Genomic DNA, 17,931 nt, shown 5'->3' with positions numbered 1-17,931 from the left:
GCCGTACGGGGTGTCGTGGGCACCGCCCGCTCAGCAGCAGTCCTGGACCACCAGACCGGTCGGCAGCTCCTCGCCGCCGAACACCGCCACCGTCGCCGGGTCGCCGCCGAGCGCCGCGACCGCCAGCAGCAGCGCGCCCGCCGTCCAGGTGGTGCGCTCCTCCGGCCAGATCGCGTCGTCCTCGAACACGTACCCGGTCCAGTACGAGCCGTCGGGGTGCCGCAGGTGCTTCTGGATCCAGCGCAGGATGTCCACCGCGCGGTCGGACTCGCCGATCGCCCACAGCGCCATCGCCAGCTCGGCGCTCTCGCCGCCGGTGACCCAGGGGCGGTCGCTGACGCAGCGCACACCCAGTCCCGGGACGACGAACCGGTCCCAGTCCCGGGCGATCCGCGCCTGCGCCGCCGGGCCGCGCAGCGCGGTGCCGAGCACCGGGTAGTACCAGTCCATCGAGTAGCGGTCCTTGTCGAGGAACCGCTCGGGGTGGTGGGTGACGGCGTGCCGCAGCCGGCCGGCCGCGAGCTCCCAGTCGGGCTGCGGCTCCTCCAGGTAGTCCGCGACGGCCAGCCCGCAGCGCAGCGCGTGCAGGATGCTGGAGGAGCCGGTGAGCAGCGCCTCGTCGGTGGCCCGGCCGTCCTCGTCGACCCGCCAGGCGATCGGGCCGCCGGGCAGCCGCTGGGCGACGATGAAGTCCAGCGCGCGCCGGACGGTCGGCCAGATCCACTCCAGGAAGGTGTCGTCACCGGTGGAGAGGTGGTGGTGCCAGACGCCGACCGCCAGGTAGGCGCAGAAGTTGGTCTCCTTGGCCGCGTTGCAGACCTCGCCGTCGGCGTGCCCCGGCTTCCCGTAGGCGTAGCCCGCGTACCAGGAGCCGTCGGGGTTCTGCCGGTCCGCCAGCCAGCGGTAGGCGGCCTCGGCGGCGGCGTGCTCGCCGGCCGTGTCCAGCGCCATCGCCGCCTCGGTGTGGTCCCACGGGTCGAGGTGGTGGCCGCGGTACCACGGTATGGCCCCGTCGGGCTGCTGCTCGGCGAGGATGCTGCGGACGGTGCCGGCGGCCTGCTCGGCGTCGAGCACCCCGTCCAGCAGCAGGACCTCGGGGACGGCGGCGGTCACTCCGACCCGCCCGCGCCCTCGGCGCCGCGACCGGCCCGGTGGGGCTTGGTGGCGTAGGCGACGAAGCTCTTGCCGATGACCGGGTTGAGCGCCCGCTCGGCGGCCTTGGTGAGGGTGCTGATCACCGGGGTGCCGACGATGTCCCAGACCAGCAGCTGGTGGTAGGCCTTCACCGGCAGCGACTTGTCGTTGTCGACGCCGACGGCGCACTTGATCCACCAGTACGGGGAGTGCAGCGCGTGGGCGTGGTGGGTGCCGTAGGGCTCCAGGCCGGCGTCCTTGAGCTTGTCGAGCAGTTCGTCGCCCCGGTAGATCCGGATGTGGCCGCCCTCGACCTCGTGGTACTCGTCGGAGAGCGCCCAGCAGATCTTCTCCGGCAGCCAGCGCGGCACGGTGACGGCGAGCAGGCCGCCGGGCTTGAGGACCCGGAACATCTCGTTGAGCACGCCCTTGTCGTCCGGGATGTGCTCCATCACCTCGGAGATGATGATCCGGTCGAAGTGCTCGTCCTCGAACGGCAGCGCGAGCGCGTTGCCCTCCATGGCGACCGCGGACGCGCCCTCCGGCGCCTCGCCGGCCTGCTCCATGGCGGCGAACCACTTCCTGACCTCGGCGATCTCCTCGGCGTTCTGGTCGAGGGCGACCACGTCGGCCCCGCGCCGGTAGCACTCGAACGCGTGCCGTCCCCCGCCGCAGCCCAGGTCGAGCACCCGGTCGCCGGGGGCGAGCGGGAAGCGCGAGAAATCAACGGTCAGCACTGCGGACTCCCATTCCTTCGGTACCAAAGGGTTCCTGACGCCGAGTCAGAGAAATCGCGGGGGCGGACGGTCGGACGGGGGCACCGGCCGGCGCGGCCGCGGGTGCGGGCGCCGGCCACCCGCCGCGCCCGCCCGGCCGTTCGGCGGACGCCGTCAGGCCACGTAGCGCCAGCCCGGGCCGGAGCGGGCCCGGCGGCCGGTGCCGGTGGCGATCGCGGCCCGGTAGCCCTCGACGGTCAGCTCGGCGGCGCGCTCCCAGGTGAACCGGGCGAGCACCCGCTCCCGGCCCGCCGCGCCGAGCGCGGCGCGCAGCTCCGGGTCGTCCAGCAGCCGGCCGAGCGCCGTCGCGAGCGCGTCCGCGTCGCCCGGGGGCACCGCCAGGCAGCTCTCGCCGTCCGGGCCGGCCACCTCGGGGATCGCGCCGCCGGTGGTGGCCACGAGCGGGGTCGCGGTGGCCATCGCCTCGGCGGCCGGCAGCGAGAAGCCCTCGTACAGCGACGGCACGCAGGCAACCTCGGCCGAGCGGTAGAGGTCGACCAGCTCCCGGTCGGTCAGACCGTGCCGGAACTCGATGTGCGACTCCAGCCCGAGGGCGCGCACGGCGCGGGCGATCGGGCCGTCCTCCTTCTGCGGCTTGCCGACCACGACCAGGTGCGCGTCCCGTTCGGTGCGGACCTTCGCCAGCGCCTCGACCAGGTGCACCAGGCCCTTGAGCGGGACGTCGGCGCTGGAGGTGGTGACGATCCGTCCGGGCACCCGGGCGACCTCGTCCGACGGGGACCACAGCCGGGTGTCGGCGCCGATCGGCACCACCGAGACGGCGCCCGGGGCGGCGCCCAGGTGCTCGGCGATCTCGCGCTTGGAGCTGCCGGAGACGGTGATGATGTGTTCGAGGCGGGCGGCGACCCGGCGCTGCATCCGGGTGAAGGCGTACCAGCGGCGCAGCGACAGCCGCTTCAGCCGGCCGGGGGCCGCGTCCAGCTCCACCTGCCGGTCCACGGTGATCGGGTGGTGGATCGTGGTGACCAGCGGGAAGCCGTGCCGGGCCAGGCCGAGCAGGCCGTAGCCGAGCGTCTGGTTGTCGTGCACCACGTCGTAGCGGCCGCGGTGCCGGGCCAGGTACTGGCGGGCGCGCAGCGAGAAGGTCAGCGGCTCGGGGAAGCCGCCGGTGCGCATGGTGGCGTACTCCAGGACGTCCACCGCCCCCCGGTACTCCTCGCGCGCCGGGGTGCGGAAGGGGTCGTCGGCGCGGTAGAGGTCCAGACTGGGCAGCTCGACCAGCCGGACCGAACCCGGCCCCTCGACCTCGTCCAGGACGGGGTACGGCTGGGCGCCGATCACGTCCACGTGGTGGCCGAGCCGGGCCAGCTCACGGGAGAGGTGCCGTACGTAGACGCCCTGACCGCCGCAGAACGGGTCGCCGCGGTACGAGAGCAGGGCAATCCGCAGCGGCTGCGCGGTCATCGTCGGCCCTCATCTCTGCTGCTGTCAGTGCTGCCGGTCGGTAAAGTAGATCAGGTTTCAGTGTGGTGTGGAGTTCACCGGTGACCCTGTGAACAATGAGAGACCTCGAAGATACCGGCCCGTAGCTTCCGCTCAGGATCCAGGGCTGGTGATTCGCGCCACGCCCGGGCGCCACGCCCGGCCGACCGTGCCCGTCCGGAGCAGCCCCACCACTCTCGCGCCCGGGAGCGTCCTTGCCGTCACCGTCCTCACCCCCGCCCGCACCGCCCGCGCCGCCGGCGTCCACCCCCTCCGCCGCCCCCTCGTCCGGCGCCGCCCCGGCGCCCCTCCCGGCCGCCCCGATGGCGCCGCCGCTGACCGCCCGGCAGGCCGAACGGCGGCGGCGGATCCTGCGGACCGCGACCGCGCTGGCGGCCCGCGGCGGCTACGACGCGGTCCAGATGCGCGAGGTGGCGGAGGGCGCCCAGGTGGCCCTGGGCACGCTCTACCGGTACTTCCCGTCGAAGGTCCACCTGCTGGTCGCGGTCATGCTGGAGCAGTTGCGCGGCCTCCAGGAGCAGGTCCGCCGGCACCCGCCGACCGAGCGCGAACCGGCGCCGCGGGTCGCCGAGACGCTGACCCGGGCGTTCCACGCGCTGCAGCGCGAACCGCTGCTGGCCGAGGCGATGGTCCGCGCGCTCTCCTTCGCCGACCGCTCGGTGGGCGCCGAGGTGGACCAGGTCTCCGCCGCCACCGGGCAGCTCATCCTGGACGCCATCGGGCAGTCCGGGCCGCCGACCGGGAGCCAGCGTGCCGCCGTCCGGGTGATCGAGCACACCTGGCACGCTGCGCTGGTCGCCTGGCTCTCCGGCCGCGCCTCGATCGCCGAGGTCAGGGCCGACCTGCACACCGCCGCCCGGCTGCTGGAACTGCCCTGAGGCCGCACCGGCCCCGGGCCGCGGAGGAACCGCCGAACTGGAACCTGTTCTCACCCCGGCCGCGGCCGGGCGCCCGGGGCGGCGGATAGAGTCGACGGGCAGGACAACTCCATCCCGCTTCTCCTATTCCGGGGAAAGCCGGTGCGAATCCGGCGCTGACCCCGCAACCGTGAGCCCGGCGCCCGTCCGCCGGCGAGCCGGAGCACCCGGGGAGAGGCGAGCGGCCCCATGCCGGGCGGACCACCCCCGGCACCGTCGAGGTCTACGGAACGGCCGGCCCCGGCCGGCACCGCTCATCGAAAGGCACAACTCCGATCATGCTGACCGCCGCCCGCGCGGGCGCCGCCGCCCTGGCCGCCGCGCTGCTCGCCGGAACCGCCGCCGCCACCCCGGCGTTCGCCGACATCCCGAGCCCCACCGCGAGCCTCGGCACCGCCCCGCTCCCCGACGGCCTGTACGGCAAGGGCGACCCCACCTACGACGCGGTGTGGCGGCAGTCCCTCGCCCTGACCGCGCTGACCACCGCCAAGGTGACCCCGGCCGACTCGGCCGTGTCCTGGCTGACCGGCCAGCAGTGCGCGGACGGCGGCTGGCCCTCGTACCGCGCCGACACCGCGACCGCCTGCGACCCGGTGTTCGAGGACAGCAACGCGACCGCGCTCGCGATCCAGGCGCTGACCACCCTCGGCGGGCACCAGGACGCCGTGGACAAGGGCGTCCAGTGGCTCAAGGCCAACCAGAACGCGGACGGCAGCTGGGCCTACAACCCCGGCAACCCGGGCGACGCCAACTCCACCGGCCTCGCCGTCAACGCCCTGCTCGCCGCCAAGGCCGACCCGGCGGCCGTCGCCAAGGCCGGCCGCAACGCCTTCGACGGGCTCGCCGTCTTCCAGCTGGGCTGCGCCGCCCCCGCCGACCAGCGCGGTGCCTTCGTCTACCAGACCGCCCCGGCCGGCGCCCCCGCCGCCGAGCCCAACGCCCTCGCCAGCGGCCAGGCCTCGCTCGCCGCGGCCGGCGGGAAGCTGCCGGTCGCCAACGGCAACCGGACCGACGCCGCCCCCAAGGCCCTGGCCTGCACCGACGGCGGCGCCACCGCCACCGCCGTCCCCCGGGCCGACTCCGGCGAGGCGGCGGGCGCCTACCTCACCGCGCAGCTCGCCTCGGGCGGCCAGCACCTGACCCTGAACCTGCCCGGCGCCGCGCCCACCCCCGACTACACCGCCACCGCCTGGGCGGCGCTCGGCCTGGTCCAGGGCGGGCACCCGCAGCAGGCCGCGGGCGCCGTCGACTGGCTGGCCAAGGAGGGCGGCACCTGGACCAAGGGCGGCACCGACGCCGCCGCCACCGCCACCCTGGTGCTGGTGGCGCAGGCCGCGCAGCGCGACCCGGCCGCCTTCGGCGGGACCGACCTGGTCAAGCAGCTGACCGCGCTCGGCCCGGCGCCCAAGGCCGTCGGCGCGGCGTCCGCCGGTGCCTCCACCTCGGCCTCGTCCTCGGCCTCGTCCGAGAAGGACAAGGACAGCGGCATCGGCAAGTTCTGGCTGCTCGGCGTCGGCCTGCTGATCGGCATCGGCGGCGGGCTGGTGCTCAGCCTGCAGCGCAAGCGCGGCGCGAAGCTGTGACCCCTCCCGGCCGGGACCGGGAACCGCGTCCGACCTCGGCCCCGGTCCCGGCCGCTGCCCCCCCTGTCACCACCGTCACCACCGCCGCCACCGCGCCCACCAGCACCGCCGCCGAGGACAGGGCGGCGGCCCGGCGGCGGGTGGTGCGGGCGGCCCTGCGCTTCCTGGCCGGGGCGGTCGCCGGCCTGCTGATCGTGCTCCTGCTCGGCGCCGCGCCGGCGCAGGCCGCCGGCTACCGGTACTGGTCGTTCTGGCGCTGGTCCGACGGCGGCTGGGTGTACCAGCAGCAGGGCCCCGCCGTGCACGTCCCGGCGGACGGCGAGGTCGAGGGCTGGCGGTTCGCCGTCAGCCCCGACGGCGGTCAGCAGGCCGCCCGGCCCGGTCCGGCCGGGGACTTCGCCGCCCTCTGCGCCGGCACGCCGGCCGAGGCCGGGCGCAAGCGGGTCGCCGTGGTGCTGGACTTCGGCGGCCCCGCCGACGCGCCCGCCCACGAGACCCCGCCGGAGCCCCGGACCGCGTGCGCGGTCGTGCCGACCCGGGCCAGCTCGGCGGAGGTCCTGGCCACCGTCGCCCCGCCGCTGCGGTACGACGGCAACGGGCTGCTCTGCGCCATCGCGGGCTATCCGCGCACGGGCTGCGGCGAGCAGTTGGGCGGCGCCGCCCGGCCGACCGGCACCGCCTCGCCCTCGACCGGTGCCGGTCCCGCCGACGCCACCGGGGAGTCGGCGGCCGGGGCCTCCCCCGGCGCCGCCGGGCCCGTCCTCGGGGTCGGCGCCGGCCTGGCCCTCGTCCTCGCCGTGGCCGCCGGAGCCCGTTGGCAGTCGCGCCGCCGCCGATGAGGCCGGCCAGCACCCGGCCCCGCCCGCCCGCCGCCCCACTCCGGACCGACCCCCTGGACCCCACCGTGCCCACACCCCGCGCCGCCCGCCGCCGACCGGCCGCCGGACCTCGCCAACTGCACCCCGGAGCCTGGTGGTTGTGGGCACTCGGCCTGGGCGCGGCCGCCACCCGCACCACCAATCCGCTGGTCCTGCTGCTGCTGGCCGCCGTCGCCGGCTACGTCGTCGCCGCCCGGCGCGGTGACGCGCCCTGGTCGCGCTCCTACGGCGCGTTCCTGCGGCTCGGCCTCCTGGTGCTCGGCATCCGGCTGCTGTTCGCCGTCCTCCTCGGCTCGCCGGTCCCCGGCACCCACGTCCTCCTCACCCTCCCCGAAGTCCCGCTGCCCGCCTGGGCGCAGGGCGTCCGGATCGGCGGCCGGGTGACCGCCGAGGGACTGCTCGCCGCGCTGTACGACGGGCTGCGGCTGGCCACCCTGCTGGTGTGCGTGGGCGCCGCGAACGCCCTCGCCAGCCCGGCCCGGCTGCTGCGCACGCTGCCCGGCGCGCTCTACGAGGCGGGCGTGGCCGTGGTGGTCGCGATGACCTTCGCGCCCAACCTGGTGGCCGACGTGCAGCGGCTGCGCGCCGCCCGCCGCCTGCGCGGCCGCAGCGACCGGGGCGTGGCCGCCGTGCTCAGCGTCGGACTGCCCGTCCTGGAGGGCGCGTTGGAGCGCTCGGTGGCGCTGGCGGCGGCGATGGACACCCGCGGCTTCGGGCGCACCGCCGCCGTGCCGCGCCGGATCGCCGTGCTCACCGCCGGGCTGACGCTGGCCGGGCTGCTCGGCATCTGCCTGGCCGCGTACGGGCTGCTGACGGCGGGCGGCGCCGGCTGGGCGGCGCCGGTGCTCGTGATCGGCCTGGCCGCCGCCTTCGCCGGACTGCTGCTGGGCGGGCGGCGTTCGGTCCGGACCCGCTACCGCCCCGACCCCTGGGCGCTGCCGGAGTGGCTCACCGCCGGGTCCGGGGTCGCGGTGGCGGCGGCGACGACCTGGCTGGCCGCGCTGGACCCGCTCGCCTTCGCCCCCACCGTGGTGCCGCCGACCGCGCCGGTGCTGCCGGTCGCCGCGGCGGCGGCCGTCCTGTTCGGACTGCTCCCCGCCTTCGTCACCCCGGTGCCGCCGGACACCACCGGCACCACCACCGGCTCCACCGCCGGAAGCACCACCGAAGCCACCGCCACCAAGGCCGCCGGCAAGGCCACCACCACCGCCAGGACCCCGTCCGGGCCCGGGAGGACTCCGTGATCACCTTCGAACAGGTCGGTGTCCAGTACGCCGACGCCGAGGCGCCCACGATCGAGGGCGTCGACCTGACCGTCCCCGAGGGCGAACTCTGCCTGCTCGTCGGCCCGTCGGGCTCCGGCAAGTCGACCCTGCTGGGCACCGTCAGCGGCCTCGTCCCGCACTTCACCGGCGGCGTGCTGCACGGCCGGGTCACCGTCGGCGGGCGCGACACCCGGGAGCACCGGCCGCGCGAACTCGCCGACCTGGTCGGCACGGTGGGCCAGGACCCGAGGGCGCACTTCGTCACCGACACGGTCGAGGACGAACTCGCCTACGGCATGGAGTCCCTGGGCCTGCCGTCGGACGTGATGCGGCGCCGGGTCGAGGAGACCCTCGACCTCCTCGGCCTGGCCGAGCTGCGGCAGCGGGCGCTCGGCTCGCTCTCCGGCGGCCAGCAGCAGCGGGTCGCCATCGGCTCGGTGCTCACCGTCCACCCGAAGGTGCTGGTCCTGGACGAACCGACCTCCGCGCTCGATCCGGGCGCCGCCGAGGAGGTGCTGGCGGTGCTCCAGCGGCTGGTGCACGACCTCGGCACCACCGTGCTGATGGCCGAGCACCGGCTGGAGCGCGTGGTCCAGTACGCCGACCAGGTCCTGCTGCTGACCCCCGGCGCACCGCCGGTCCTGGGCGAGCCCGCCGAGATCATGGCGCACTCACCGGTCCACCCGCCGGTGGTCGGGCTCGGCCGGCTGGCCGGCTGGCACCCGCTGCCGCTCACCGTCCGCGACGCCCGCCGCCGGGCGGCCGGGCTGCGCGCCCGGCTGGACGGCCACCGGCCGCCCGCCGCCCCGGCCGCCTCCGCCACCGGCACACCGCTCGCCACCGCCTCCCGGCTGGTGGTCCGGCGCGGCCCGGTCCCGGCCCTGCGCGGCGTCGACCTCACCCTGCACGCCGGGACGATCACCGCGCTGATGGGCCGCAACGGCGCCGGCAAGTCCACCCTGCTCGGCGCGCTGGTCGGCCTGCACGCGCCGGCCTCCGGCTCGATCGACATCGGCGGCCGCACCCCGCACCGCACCCGGCCCGCCGAACTCGTCCGCCACGTCGGTCTCGTCCCGCAGGACCCGCGCGACCTGCTGTACGGCGAGAGCGTCACCGCCGAGTGCGCCTCCGCCGACCACGACGCGGGCGCCGAACCCGGCACCTGCCGCGCCCTGGTGGAGCGGCTGCTGCCCGGCCTGCCCGACGCCGTCCACCCGCGCGACCTCTCCGAGGGCCAGCGGCTCACCCTCGCCCTGGCGGTGGTGCTGACCGCCCGCCCGCCGCTGATCCTGCTCGACGAGCCCACCCGCGGCCTCGACTACGCGGCCAAGGCCCGGCTGGTCGAGATCCTGCGCGGCCTCGCCGCCGAGGGCCACGGCGTCCTGCTCGCCACCCACGACGTCGAACTGGCCGCCGAACTCTCCGACCGCACGGCCGTCCTGGCCGACGGCGAGATCGTCGCGGACGGCCCGACCCCCGAGGTGGTGCTCGGCTCGCCGGCCTTCGCGCCGCAGGTCGCCAAGATCCTCGCCCCGGGCCCCTGGCTCACCGTCCGCCAGGTCGCCGGGGCCCTCGACCGGATCGGACCCGACGCATGACCCCGCCGACCCCGCTCGCCCGCCCGGTCCCGCTCGGCCGCCGCTCGGTCCTCGCCCTGGCCCTGACCTCGCTGGTCGGCGTGGCCGGCTTCGGCTGGCCGCTGCTCGCCTCCACCCGCTCCGCCCTGGTCGGCCACTCCGCCGACGCCCCCTGGCTGTTCGCCCTGCTGCTCCCGCTGCTCCTCGCCGTCGTCGTCGCCCAGATCTCCGAGGGCCGGACGGCGGGCGGCGGGGCCCCCGGGCTGGACGCCAAGTCGGTCGCGCTCCTCGGCGTCCTCGCGGCCGCCGGCGCGGCCCTGCGCCCGCTCGGCGCGGGCACGGCCGGGCTGGAGCCGATGTTCTTCCTGATGGTGCTGTCCGGCCGGGTGCTCGGACCGGGCTTCGGCTTCGTCCTCGGCGCGCTGTCGATGTTCGCCTCCGCGCTGCTCACCGGCGGCGTCGGGCCCTGGCTGCCGTTCCAGATGCTCGCCATGGGCTGGGTGTGCCTCGGCGCCGGCCTCCTCCCCGGCCCGGCCCGGCTGCGCGGCCGCCGCGAACTCGCGCTGCTCGCCGCCTACGGAGCCGTCGCCTCGCTGCTCTACGGCGTGGTGATGAACCTCCAGGGCTGGCCCTACATCGCCGGCCTCGCGAGTTCGATCTCCTTCGTCCCCGGCGACCCGGTGTCCGAGAACCTGGTCCGCTTCGCCGTCTACTGCCTCACCACGTCCCTCGGCTGGGACCTCCCCCGCGCCGCCCTGACCGTGGTCCTCTGCCTCACCCTGGGCACCCCGGTCCTGCGCGCCCTGCGCCGCGCCACCCGCCGCGCCGCCTTCGCCGCCCCGGTCGCCTTCCGTCCCCCGCCGACCGACTGAGCGACCGTCCGGGCCGCCGACCGACAGCGGCGCGCACCGGACGCCGTCGCGTCCGGGGCGCGCCGCTGCGCACCATCCGGGGTCAGCCCTTCGGGCCGGCCGACTGCACCACGTCGAAGGACCACAGGGTGGAGCCGGCGGCGGCGGGCCGCTGCGGGGCCTCGCCGTCCTTGGCCGCCGGCCGGTGCGCGGCCTGCATCGGGCCCGCGAGCCAGGCCTGGAAGGACTCCTCGTCCCGCCAGCGGGTGTACACCAGGTACTGGTCGGTCCCCTCGACCGGGCGGAGCAGCTCGAAGTACTCGAAGCCGTCCGAGTTCTCCACCGCACCGGCCCGGGCACCGAAGCGCTGCTCCAGCACCTCCCGCTGCTCAGCCGGAACGGTCAGCACATTGATCTTGACGACGGACACGCCGTACCTCCTCAGGGTTGTTCCGGGAGGCAGTCTGCTACACCTCACACGATCCACGGCGGGGCGACCCGGTCGCCGGTGTCCAGGTTGTGGGCCGTGGAGGGCGCCGGGGAGGCGACCACCGCGGTGAAGCCGTCCTCGGAGCGCATCTGCCGAGGGAGGCCGACAGGCAGGACGAGGGTGTCGCCGGCGGCGAGGGCGAGCTCCTCGCCGTCCAGGTCGACCACGGCGGTGCCGGTGAGGAAGGTCCACACCTACTCGTCCGCAAGCGTTGAGAAAAGGTCAACCACCCGCTGCATGTCGAGCGCCTTGTCGCCGCCGTCACCCTCCGCACTCCGGTGGCCGGGGCTCCGCGCCCACTCGGGCTCCTCCTCGGAGTTGGCCTCATTCTGGTCGACGGAATCTCGCCACTCCGCGAGGAGCCGATCCACCGACACGCCCGCTCGGCCCGCTATCGACTCCACCGTGTCCGCGGCACCCCTCGCCGCTTCGAAGTCACTCTCGTAGGACCAGTGTTCGGCTTCTTCCTCGGCGAGCCTCACCACTTCCGCCCGGACACTCTTCCAGAGTTCGGGGCTGACGTCCCCGAGGTCCACCGTTTCGAAGAACAGCTCCATGTCGGCAGGGTCGTAGATCCCGGCGGTCGTCAGATTGATGAGCCGCTCGATCGCCTCGGGCGCGACCAGACGGTAGTGCTGGACCGCGACGATCAAGGAGATGGATGCCTCGGAATGGGGATCGGCAACGACCCGGCCGCCGATACCGACCAGCGCCGACACGGCCCGGGCACACCACTCGGACGATTCCCGCCCACCGAACTCGACCATGAAGGGCAGCACGGTAGATAGCAACCCGGGACGCGGATCAAAGGTCCGGTAGCCGCCCTTTCCGATCTTCGCGACCCACTCGTCCACATGATGATCGAAGAGGGTCTCGATCCTTTCGACCACGGTGCCGACATTCTCGACCACGGCTTCCCTGAGCCCTTCATGCGGGCTCGCCGTGACACCGGAACCATCGCCGCGCAGAATCCTGCGGAACACGAGTGCGGACGGCGCACCGGTCGACGGTTTCCCGTCGCGGCAGCCAGGATGGTCGAGCCCGGAATAGCGGAGCAGCATGATCAGCTGCTGAATGTCCTGCAAGCCGGCAAGCAGCATCTCCGCTTCCCCCGGGACTGTACCGAGCCGGTGGAGCAGGTAATCACGGCAGGAGGGATTCGCCAGCGCCACCCGCTGGGTCCCCCGTGGCGTCGACCTCGACCCGTTCCGGGTGGAGATGGTGATCCAGGTCCCCTCCAGAACCTTCAGGGCCTGCTGGTAGGTGTAGGAATCGAAGTCCCGGATGTGGGCCCGAAGGGACTTCTCCTCGATCCCCTCCGGAGGGTAGGTGACCAGGACGGAAAGGATCGTCCGCCCCATCCGCGACAGTTGGTGGTAGGAGCCCGACCACAACTCCTCGGGGTGGTCGAGAGCTTCCTTTAGGCCGAGCAGCAGCGTGTCGAGTGCCCGGGACCTGTGGCGTACGACCTGCTCCAGGATTCGCGGACTGTAGTTCGGATGATTGATGGCACCGAGGTAGTCCCTGCCCTCGACCAGGAGCTTCTTGTCACCCACCGGCAGATCCGAGAAATAGAGGTGGTTGTAGAAGATATGCGCCTTCACATAGGCGCTGTAGTCCTCGATCTGTACTTCGGCACGGGTCAGGAACTCCCGGGACCGCCTGATTCGGTCGCTGCGCTCCGTAGCGTCCCGGAAGACTTGTTCCCTGGTCGTGAGGATGAACCTCTTGTTCGCGGGTTCCGCCCGGCGGACCCTTTCCACGAACTGAGCGATCCGGTGATCCTCATTCTTCCCGGTGGTCTCGGCCAGGTCGGTCTGCCCCAGGAAGTCGTCGTAGTAGAAAATCTGAGGGATCTCGCGATTCCAGGCGTCGAAGCCCTCCTTCACATCCTCGCTGATCTGGACCACTTGCCACTTCTCCTGCCCGTGGGCGAGCAGAGCCATCTCAGCCAGGATGCTTTTTCCAACCCCCGGAGGCCCCGTGACGACGCAAATCCGATCTGCCTCGAGGATCCGCATGACCCGGTTGAAGTGCTGCGTCCCCACGTAGTACTTGGCCCGCTTCTCGACGCTTTCCAGCAACTCCTCGGTGCGGTTCCACAGGCCAGCATGCACGATCCTCGACAGCACCGCAGCCGAGGCGGTCCAGAGCTTGAATTGACGCAGCTCGACCTGCGGATGACGCGCAAGAAGGGCATTGAGGTCCTCCAGCCCGAGGATATCCGCATGCGCGATCGGCAGCACGGGGGAAAGGAGGCGCACCAGCTCCTCCTTGGACTCCACGGTCATCGACACGCTCGTCGCGAGGATGTACCGACGGACCCCCGTTGCGATTTTCCATTTCGCCGCTTCCTTCTTCACCGCACGCCGCAGGGCCGCCCGCCCGCCGCGCAGGAAGTGCTTGCACTGGATGACCACGCTGCCGTCAGCCATCGCACAGCGCAGATCGACCCCCTTGTCCCGGCCGGGGCCGAAGGACTCGATGTGGACACCGAGTTCGGCATGCAGCAGCTCGGCCACCAGAGCTTCGAAGTCGACGGGCGACAGGGTGCTGAAGTCGTAGTCAGGCATGGTGCTGCGGTACCGGTCCTCACGTCGCTGGTGCACGGACCGCCATCATCACCCAGCGATCGCGGCGCCCGCAGCAAGAAGCCGCCGCAGCCCGACCGCGGCCCAACAACCGCCCGCACAACGCCAACCGCCGCCCGGGCCACCGCATCCCGAGACGGCGGCACAGTCAGCGCCGTGAGGACTGCGCCAGCAGCCCACGGACCGGCCGCCGCTACGGCTCTACAGCCGGCACACCCTGCCGCGGGCCCCCTTCCGGCTGTGCTCGCTACAGAGGACCTCTATGTGAGTCGCTTGACACGCACATTGATCTTGACGACGGACACGCCGTACCTCCTCAGGGTTGTTCCGGGAGGCAGTCTGCTACACCTCACACGATCCACGGCGGGGCGACCCGGTCGCCGGTGTCCAGGTTGTGGGCCGTGGAGGGCGCCGGGGAGGCGACCACGGCGGTGAAGCCGTCCTCGGAGCGCATCTGCCGAGGAAGTCCGGCGGGCAGGACGAGGGTGTCGCCTGCGGCGAGGGCGAGCTCCTCGCCGTCCAGGTCGACCACGGCGGTGCCGGTGAGGAAGGTCCACACCTGCTCGGTGTCCATGGCGTGGCGCGGGCCCGAACGGGCAGGCCGCATCTCCACCCGCCACAGCGCGAGGCCGGTACCGCCCTGGGTGGGCGAGGCGTAGGTGGTCATCACGGCGTTCGGGGTCTCGGTGCGGCGGGCGTCGGTGCTGCGGATGACGGACAAGAGTGGGTAGCCCCTCTATAATGGACAATCAGGTTGTCCATATAGTCAATGAGGTTGTCGATCGTGTCAAGGGATCCCAGGGAAGACGCGAGGCCGGGATACGAGCTGCCGCTGCGGCTGCTGCTTGCCTTCCGGACGGTCATCGACGAGCTGCACGAGCGGATCGCCCGCGAGGGGCATCCCGACCTGCGGCCGATGCACGGGTTCGTGTTCCAGGCGATCGGTGCGCAGGGCACCACCGCCGTCGAGCTCGGGAAGCGGCTCGGGGTGTCCAAGCAGGCGGCCGGGAAGACCGTCGAGCAGCTGGAACGGCTCGGCTACGTCGAGCGCGGCAGCGACCCGGCGGACGCCCGCCGCAAGGTGGTCCGGCTGACCGGACGCGGGGTGGACTGCCTGGTCCGGTCGGCCCGGATCTTCGAGGAGCTGCGCGAGGAGTGGGTCGCGCAACTGGGCGGCGAGGAGCGACTGCGGGAGCTGGAGGACGCACTGCGGACGCTCGCGCCCGGGGACCCGTTCCGGCTGGACACCCCGAGGTGGTTCGGCGGCCCGTGACGCGGGTCTCCGAACGAGCGGCCCTCGGCGGGAACGACCGTCAGAACGAGCGGCCCTCACCGCGGTACGGGTGCTCGTCGAGGACCCGGTCGGGCCGGTCCCGCTCGTCCGCGCACAGTGTGGAGGCCAGCCGGGTGAGCAGTGCGGCCAGGTCGTCGAACTGCTTCTCGTCCCAGTCGCCGAGGAGTTCGGCGAGCTGCGTCCGCCGGGCCGCGACCAGCTGGACGGCCGCCGCCTCACCCGGCTCGGTCAGCCGCAGCGGGAGCCCGCCGCTGCGGGCCGCCAGCCCCCGGCCCTCGACCTCGCGCACCGCCTCCTCCACCACCGAGAAGGGCACGATCCGGCGCTCCGCCAGTTCGGCGGGCTCCACCGAGCCGTGGTGGTACATCTGGAGCAGCAGCCAGCTGGAGGCCGGCTTGAGGTCGAGGCCCGCCGTGGCGGTGATCCGTTTGAACAGGTCGCGCCGTGCCTCCCGGGTGCCGAGGACGGACAGCGCCCGGCTGATCTCGTCCAGCGAGGAGCGCTCGACCGGATTGAGGCCGATGGACTCCGAGAGGTCCGGGGCGGTCACGGTGGTGCGCAGCTTCTGCTCCCGCAGGAACAGCGAGAGCACGAAGGCGACCAGCGCCACCGGCACCGCGTAGAGGAAGACCCGGGTGATCGACTCGGCGTAGGCGTGGTAGACCGCGGCCTGGGTGGCGGCGGGCAGTTGTTCGACGACGCGCGGGTCGGAGGTGATCGCTCCGGGGCCGAAGCCGGGCGGCAGCTGGATGCCGGCCAGGGCGTCACCGAGCCGGTCGTTGAGCCCGGAGGCGAAGATCGTGCCGAAGACGGAGACCCCGAAGGAGGCGCCGATGGAGCGGAAGAAGGTGGCGCCGGCGGTGGCGACGCCGAGGTCCTGGTAGCCGACGGAGTTCTGCACGATCAGCACCAGCACCTGCATCACCAGGCCGAGGCCGAGGCCGAAGACCAGGAAGTAGCAGCTCATCTCGAAGGTGCTGCTGTGCTCGTCGAGCAGCGAGAGCAGCAGCAGGCCGACGGTCGTGATCGCGGTGCCGGCGATCGGGAAGACCCGGTAGTGGCCGGTCCTGGCCACGATCTGGCCGGAGCCGATCGAGGTGACCAGCATGCCGATCACCATCGGCAGCATGTGGATGCCGGACATCGTCGGCGAGACCTTCATGACCACCTGGAGGAAGGTCGGCAGGTAGGTGAGCGCGCCGAACATCGCGAAGCCGACCACGAAGGAGATGACGGCCACCAGGCTGAAGGTCCGGGAGCGGAACAGCCGTAGCGGCAGGACGGGCTCCTCCGCGGTCCGCTCCACCTGGACGAAGGCGACCAGCAGGACCAGGCCGAGCACTCCCAGTCCGACGATCTGCCAGGAGCTCCACCCCCAGGTCGTCCCGCCGAGCGAGGTCATCAGCACCAGGCAGGTGGCCACCGAGGCGATCAGCACGGTGCCGGGGTAGTCGATCCGGTGCCGGCGCCGGACCTCCGTCCCGTGCAGCACGGCGGCGATCACCACCAGGGCGACCACGCCGATCGGCAGGTTGATGTAGAACACCCAGCGCCAGCTGAGGTTGTCGACGAACAGGCCGCCGAGCAGCGGGCCGAGCACGCTGGTGACACCGAAGACGGCGCCGAAGACGCCCTGGTACTTCCCCCGGTCCCGGGGCGGCACGAGGTCCCCGACGATGGCCTGCGAGAGCACGATCAGACCACCGCCGCCCAGGCCCTGGACGGCGCGGAAGGCGATCAGCTCGCCCATGTTCTGGGCGATGCCGCACAGCACCGAGCCCAGCAGGAAGATCACGATGGAGGCCTGGAAGAAGACCTTCCGGCCGTACATGTCGCCGAGCTTGCCCCACAGCGGGGTGGCCGCGGTCGAGGCGAGCATGTAGGCGGTGACCACCCAGGACAGGTGCTCCAGCCCGCCGAGGTCGCTGACGATGGTGGGCAGCGCGGTGGAGACGATGGTCTGGTCGAGCGCGGCGAGCAGCATCGCCAGCAGCAGGGCCCCGATCGGCACCCACAGACTGCCCGCGGTGACCGGGGGCCGGGCGGGAACCCCCGCGGACCCCGGTCCCGGCCCCCCGTCAGGGCTCCGGTCGGACGCGGCGATCGGATCCGTCATGGCGTCTCCGTATCCCTCACAGGTCGGCAGATGATCACTCCAGGCCACCATGCTGTCAGAAATGCACCGTTCTGCTCCGTTCAGTTGAGCCGAACGTAAGCACGGCCGTCAGCCGGACCTTCACATCCGCACACCCACCGTTCATCGACGACCAACCCCCACCAACCGGCACAAGGTCCCCACACCGGGCCGGACGCCCCTGTCCCCCCTCAGGGACGTCCTGCATAATCAGGCCCGTCCATCGCCTGAACACGAGTCCGACCGACCGCGCGTCCGGGACCGCGAACGACCGAGAACGACCGAGAACCGAGGAGGGCCGGCCGATGCCGGACCAGCGCTGCCCGACGTGCGGCTCCGCACGATCCACCGGGTGCGGCTGCCTCCCGCCGGACCACGCCCTCGACGACACCGCCGTCCTGCCGCACCTGGAGGGCCCGCCGCTGGTCCGCCCGTACGTGCCGCAGGCCGTCGGCCAGGTGGCGGACCCGGACTTCCCGGCGACCCGCGAAGCGCCCCCGGCACCCGTGCCGCCGACGGCCGACCCGTTCGGCACCGCCGTGCTGCCCCCGGTCGCCCCGCAGTCGGTCGCTCCCCCGCCGGTCACTCCCCCGCTGGGGCCGGACGCCGACGCCTACGCGACCACCGTGCTTCCCCCGGTCGCCACCGCCCCGCACTTCCCCCCGCCGCCGACCGGCGCGCGGCCCGGCGGGTACGACGCCCCGGCCGAGGACGAGCTGGGTGTCTTCCCGGTCGCCCCCGACGCCGCGGCGCCCACCGGAGGCCGGGCCGCGCGGCGCGCCGCCGAGCAGGAGAACGGCGGCGGACCGGGCCGCCGCAAGGGGCTGCTGATCGCGGCCGGCGCCGGCCTGCTGGCACTCACCGTCGGCCTGGCCTACGCGGTCACCCCGTCCGCCGACCCGGACGACCGGGCCGCGCCCCCGCCCAGTACGACGATCGCCCCCGCCCCGGTGGCCCCGACCACCCCGGCCGCGCCG

The 17,931-nt window shown here is 73.7% G+C and carries 15 protein-coding genes, 1 pseudogene and 1 riboswitch; of the genes and pseudogenes, 8 read left to right on the top strand and 8 right to left on the bottom strand.

Translation table 11 applies throughout. The features are described 5' to 3' along the window. Positions 1 to 30: 30 nt before the first annotated feature. From BI06_RS21165 to BI06_RS21155, 3 genes are all read right to left on the bottom strand, one after another. Positions 31 to 1,113 (bottom strand): prenyltransferase, encoded by a 1,083-nt coding sequence (locus BI06_RS21165; RefSeq protein WP_030391616.1) that lies wholly within the window; start codon positions 1,111 to 1,113, stop codon positions 31 to 33. Further along, positions 1,110 to 1,871 carry a class I SAM-dependent methyltransferase gene (locus tag BI06_RS21160; protein WP_030391617.1) on the bottom strand — a complete coding sequence of 254 codons (762 nt, stop codon included), beginning with the start codon at positions 1,869 to 1,871 and terminating at the stop codon, positions 1,110 to 1,112. The genes BI06_RS21165 and BI06_RS21160 overlap by 4 nt, the downstream gene beginning before the upstream one ends. Positions 1,872 to 2,024: 153 nt before the next feature. After that, entirely contained in the window at positions 2,025 to 3,335 is a 1,311-nt protein-coding gene (locus BI06_RS21155; protein ID WP_030391618.1) for a glycosyltransferase family 4 protein, read from the bottom strand. Between the two features lie 341 nt (positions 3,336 to 3,676). Here BI06_RS21155 and BI06_RS21150 point away from each other — a divergent pair, with 341 nt between their 5' ends. From BI06_RS21150 to BI06_RS21125, 6 genes are all read left to right on the top strand, one after another. After that, complete coding sequence (locus tag BI06_RS21150; protein WP_030391619.1) at positions 3,677 to 4,252, top strand: TetR family transcriptional regulator; 576 nt, start codon at positions 3,677 to 3,679, stop codon at positions 4,250 to 4,252. 131 nt (positions 4,253 to 4,383) lie between these two features. Then, positions 4,384 to 4,460: riboswitch (cobalamin riboswitch) on the top strand. A 109-nt stretch (positions 4,461 to 4,569) separates the two neighbouring features. Beyond that, the gene (locus BI06_RS21145; RefSeq protein ID WP_043470481.1) at positions 4,570 to 5,874 is read left to right on the top strand and encodes a prenyltransferase/squalene oxidase repeat-containing protein; all 1,305 of its coding nucleotides are present in this window, start codon (positions 4,570 to 4,572) and stop codon (positions 5,872 to 5,874) included. A 143-nt stretch (positions 5,875 to 6,017) separates the two neighbouring features. Then, positions 6,018 to 6,713, top strand: a complete 696-nt coding sequence (locus tag BI06_RS21140; protein ID WP_043470676.1) for an SCO2322 family protein — start codon at positions 6,018 to 6,020, stop codon at positions 6,711 to 6,713. A 65-nt stretch (positions 6,714 to 6,778) separates the two neighbouring features. Then, complete coding sequence (locus BI06_RS21135) at positions 6,779 to 7,996, top strand: CbiQ family ECF transporter T component (protein ID WP_051741555.1); 1,218 nt, start codon at positions 6,779 to 6,781, stop codon at positions 7,994 to 7,996. Further along, complete coding sequence (locus tag BI06_RS21130; RefSeq protein WP_043470478.1) at positions 7,993 to 9,615, top strand: ABC transporter ATP-binding protein; 1,623 nt, start codon at positions 7,993 to 7,995, stop codon at positions 9,613 to 9,615. Before BI06_RS21135 ends, BI06_RS21130 begins: the two co-directional genes overlap by 4 nt. Beyond that, positions 9,612 to 10,466: an ECF transporter S component gene (locus BI06_RS21125; RefSeq protein ID WP_043470476.1), complete on the top strand. Its 855-nt coding sequence runs from the start codon at positions 9,612 to 9,614 to the stop codon at positions 10,464 to 10,466. The genes BI06_RS21130 and BI06_RS21125 overlap by 4 nt, the downstream gene beginning before the upstream one ends. Positions 10,467 to 10,548: 82 nt before the next feature. Here BI06_RS21125 and BI06_RS21120 read toward each other — a convergent pair whose 3' ends face one another. The 4 genes from BI06_RS21120 to BI06_RS21105 all read right to left on the bottom strand — a co-directional run bounded on the left by BI06_RS21120 (position 10,549) and on the right by BI06_RS21105 (position 14,247). Next, positions 10,549 to 10,875 carry an antibiotic biosynthesis monooxygenase gene (locus BI06_RS21120; protein WP_030391634.1) on the bottom strand — a complete coding sequence of 109 codons (327 nt, stop codon included), beginning with the start codon at positions 10,873 to 10,875 and terminating at the stop codon, positions 10,549 to 10,551. 44 nt (positions 10,876 to 10,919) lie between these two features. Continuing rightward, complete coding sequence (locus BI06_RS21115; protein ID WP_051741521.1) at positions 10,920 to 11,129, bottom strand: hypothetical protein; 210 nt, start codon at positions 11,127 to 11,129, stop codon at positions 10,920 to 10,922. Next, positions 11,130 to 13,508 (bottom strand): restriction endonuclease, encoded by a 2,379-nt coding sequence (locus BI06_RS21110; protein ID WP_051741520.1) that lies wholly within the window; start codon positions 13,506 to 13,508, stop codon positions 11,130 to 11,132. A gap of 367 nt (positions 13,509 to 13,875) precedes the next feature. After that, complete coding sequence (locus tag BI06_RS21105) at positions 13,876 to 14,247, bottom strand: cupin domain-containing protein (RefSeq protein WP_030391635.1); 372 nt, start codon at positions 14,245 to 14,247, stop codon at positions 13,876 to 13,878. Between the two features lie 63 nt (positions 14,248 to 14,310). On the opposite strand from BI06_RS21105, the gene BI06_RS21100 reads away from it, so the two are divergent. Next, on the top strand, positions 14,311 to 14,799 hold the full coding sequence (locus tag BI06_RS21100) for a MarR family winged helix-turn-helix transcriptional regulator (RefSeq protein ID WP_030391636.1): 489 nt from the start codon (positions 14,311 to 14,313) through the stop codon (positions 14,797 to 14,799). A 40-nt stretch (positions 14,800 to 14,839) separates the two neighbouring features. On the opposite strand, the gene BI06_RS21095 is transcribed toward BI06_RS21100, so the two are convergent. After that, positions 14,840 to 16,936 (bottom strand): MFS transporter, encoded by a 2,097-nt coding sequence (locus BI06_RS21095; RefSeq protein ID WP_082558607.1) that lies wholly within the window; start codon positions 16,934 to 16,936, stop codon positions 14,840 to 14,842. Between the two features lie 323 nt (positions 16,937 to 17,259). Between BI06_RS21095 and BI06_RS51005 the strand changes: the two are divergent. Beyond that, positions 17,260 to 17,931, top strand: a pseudogene (locus tag BI06_RS51005) (hypothetical protein); the annotation flags it as partial.

This window comes from Kitasatospora sp. MBT66 (assembly GCF_000710405.2).
In the GTDB taxonomy this organism is placed as follows: domain Bacteria; phylum Actinomycetota; class Actinomycetes; order Streptomycetales; family Streptomycetaceae; genus Kitasatospora; species Kitasatospora purpeofusca.
This window is presented reverse-complemented; position numbering and strand designations above follow the sequence as displayed.

Coding starts and splice junctions, on each gene's coding strand:
- BI06_RS21155 (WP_030391618.1), bottom strand. CDS start 3,335: ATGACCGCGCAGCCGCTGCGGATTGCCCTGCTCTCGTACCGCGGCGAC.
- BI06_RS21150 (WP_030391619.1), top strand. CDS start 3,677: ATGGCGCCGCCGCTGACCGCCCGGCAGGCCGAACGGCGGCGGCGGATC.
- BI06_RS21145 (WP_043470481.1), top strand. CDS start 4,570: ATGCTGACCGCCGCCCGCGCGGGCGCCGCCGCCCTGGCCGCCGCGCTG.
- BI06_RS21125 (WP_043470476.1), top strand. CDS start 9,612: ATGACCCCGCCGACCCCGCTCGCCCGCCCGGTCCCGCTCGGCCGCCGC.
- BI06_RS21110 (WP_051741520.1), bottom strand. CDS start 13,508: ATGCCTGACTACGACTTCAGCACCCTGTCGCCCGTCGACTTCGAAGCT.
- BI06_RS21095 (WP_082558607.1), bottom strand. CDS start 16,936: ATGACGGATCCGATCGCCGCGTCCGACCGGAGCCCTGACGGGGGGCCG.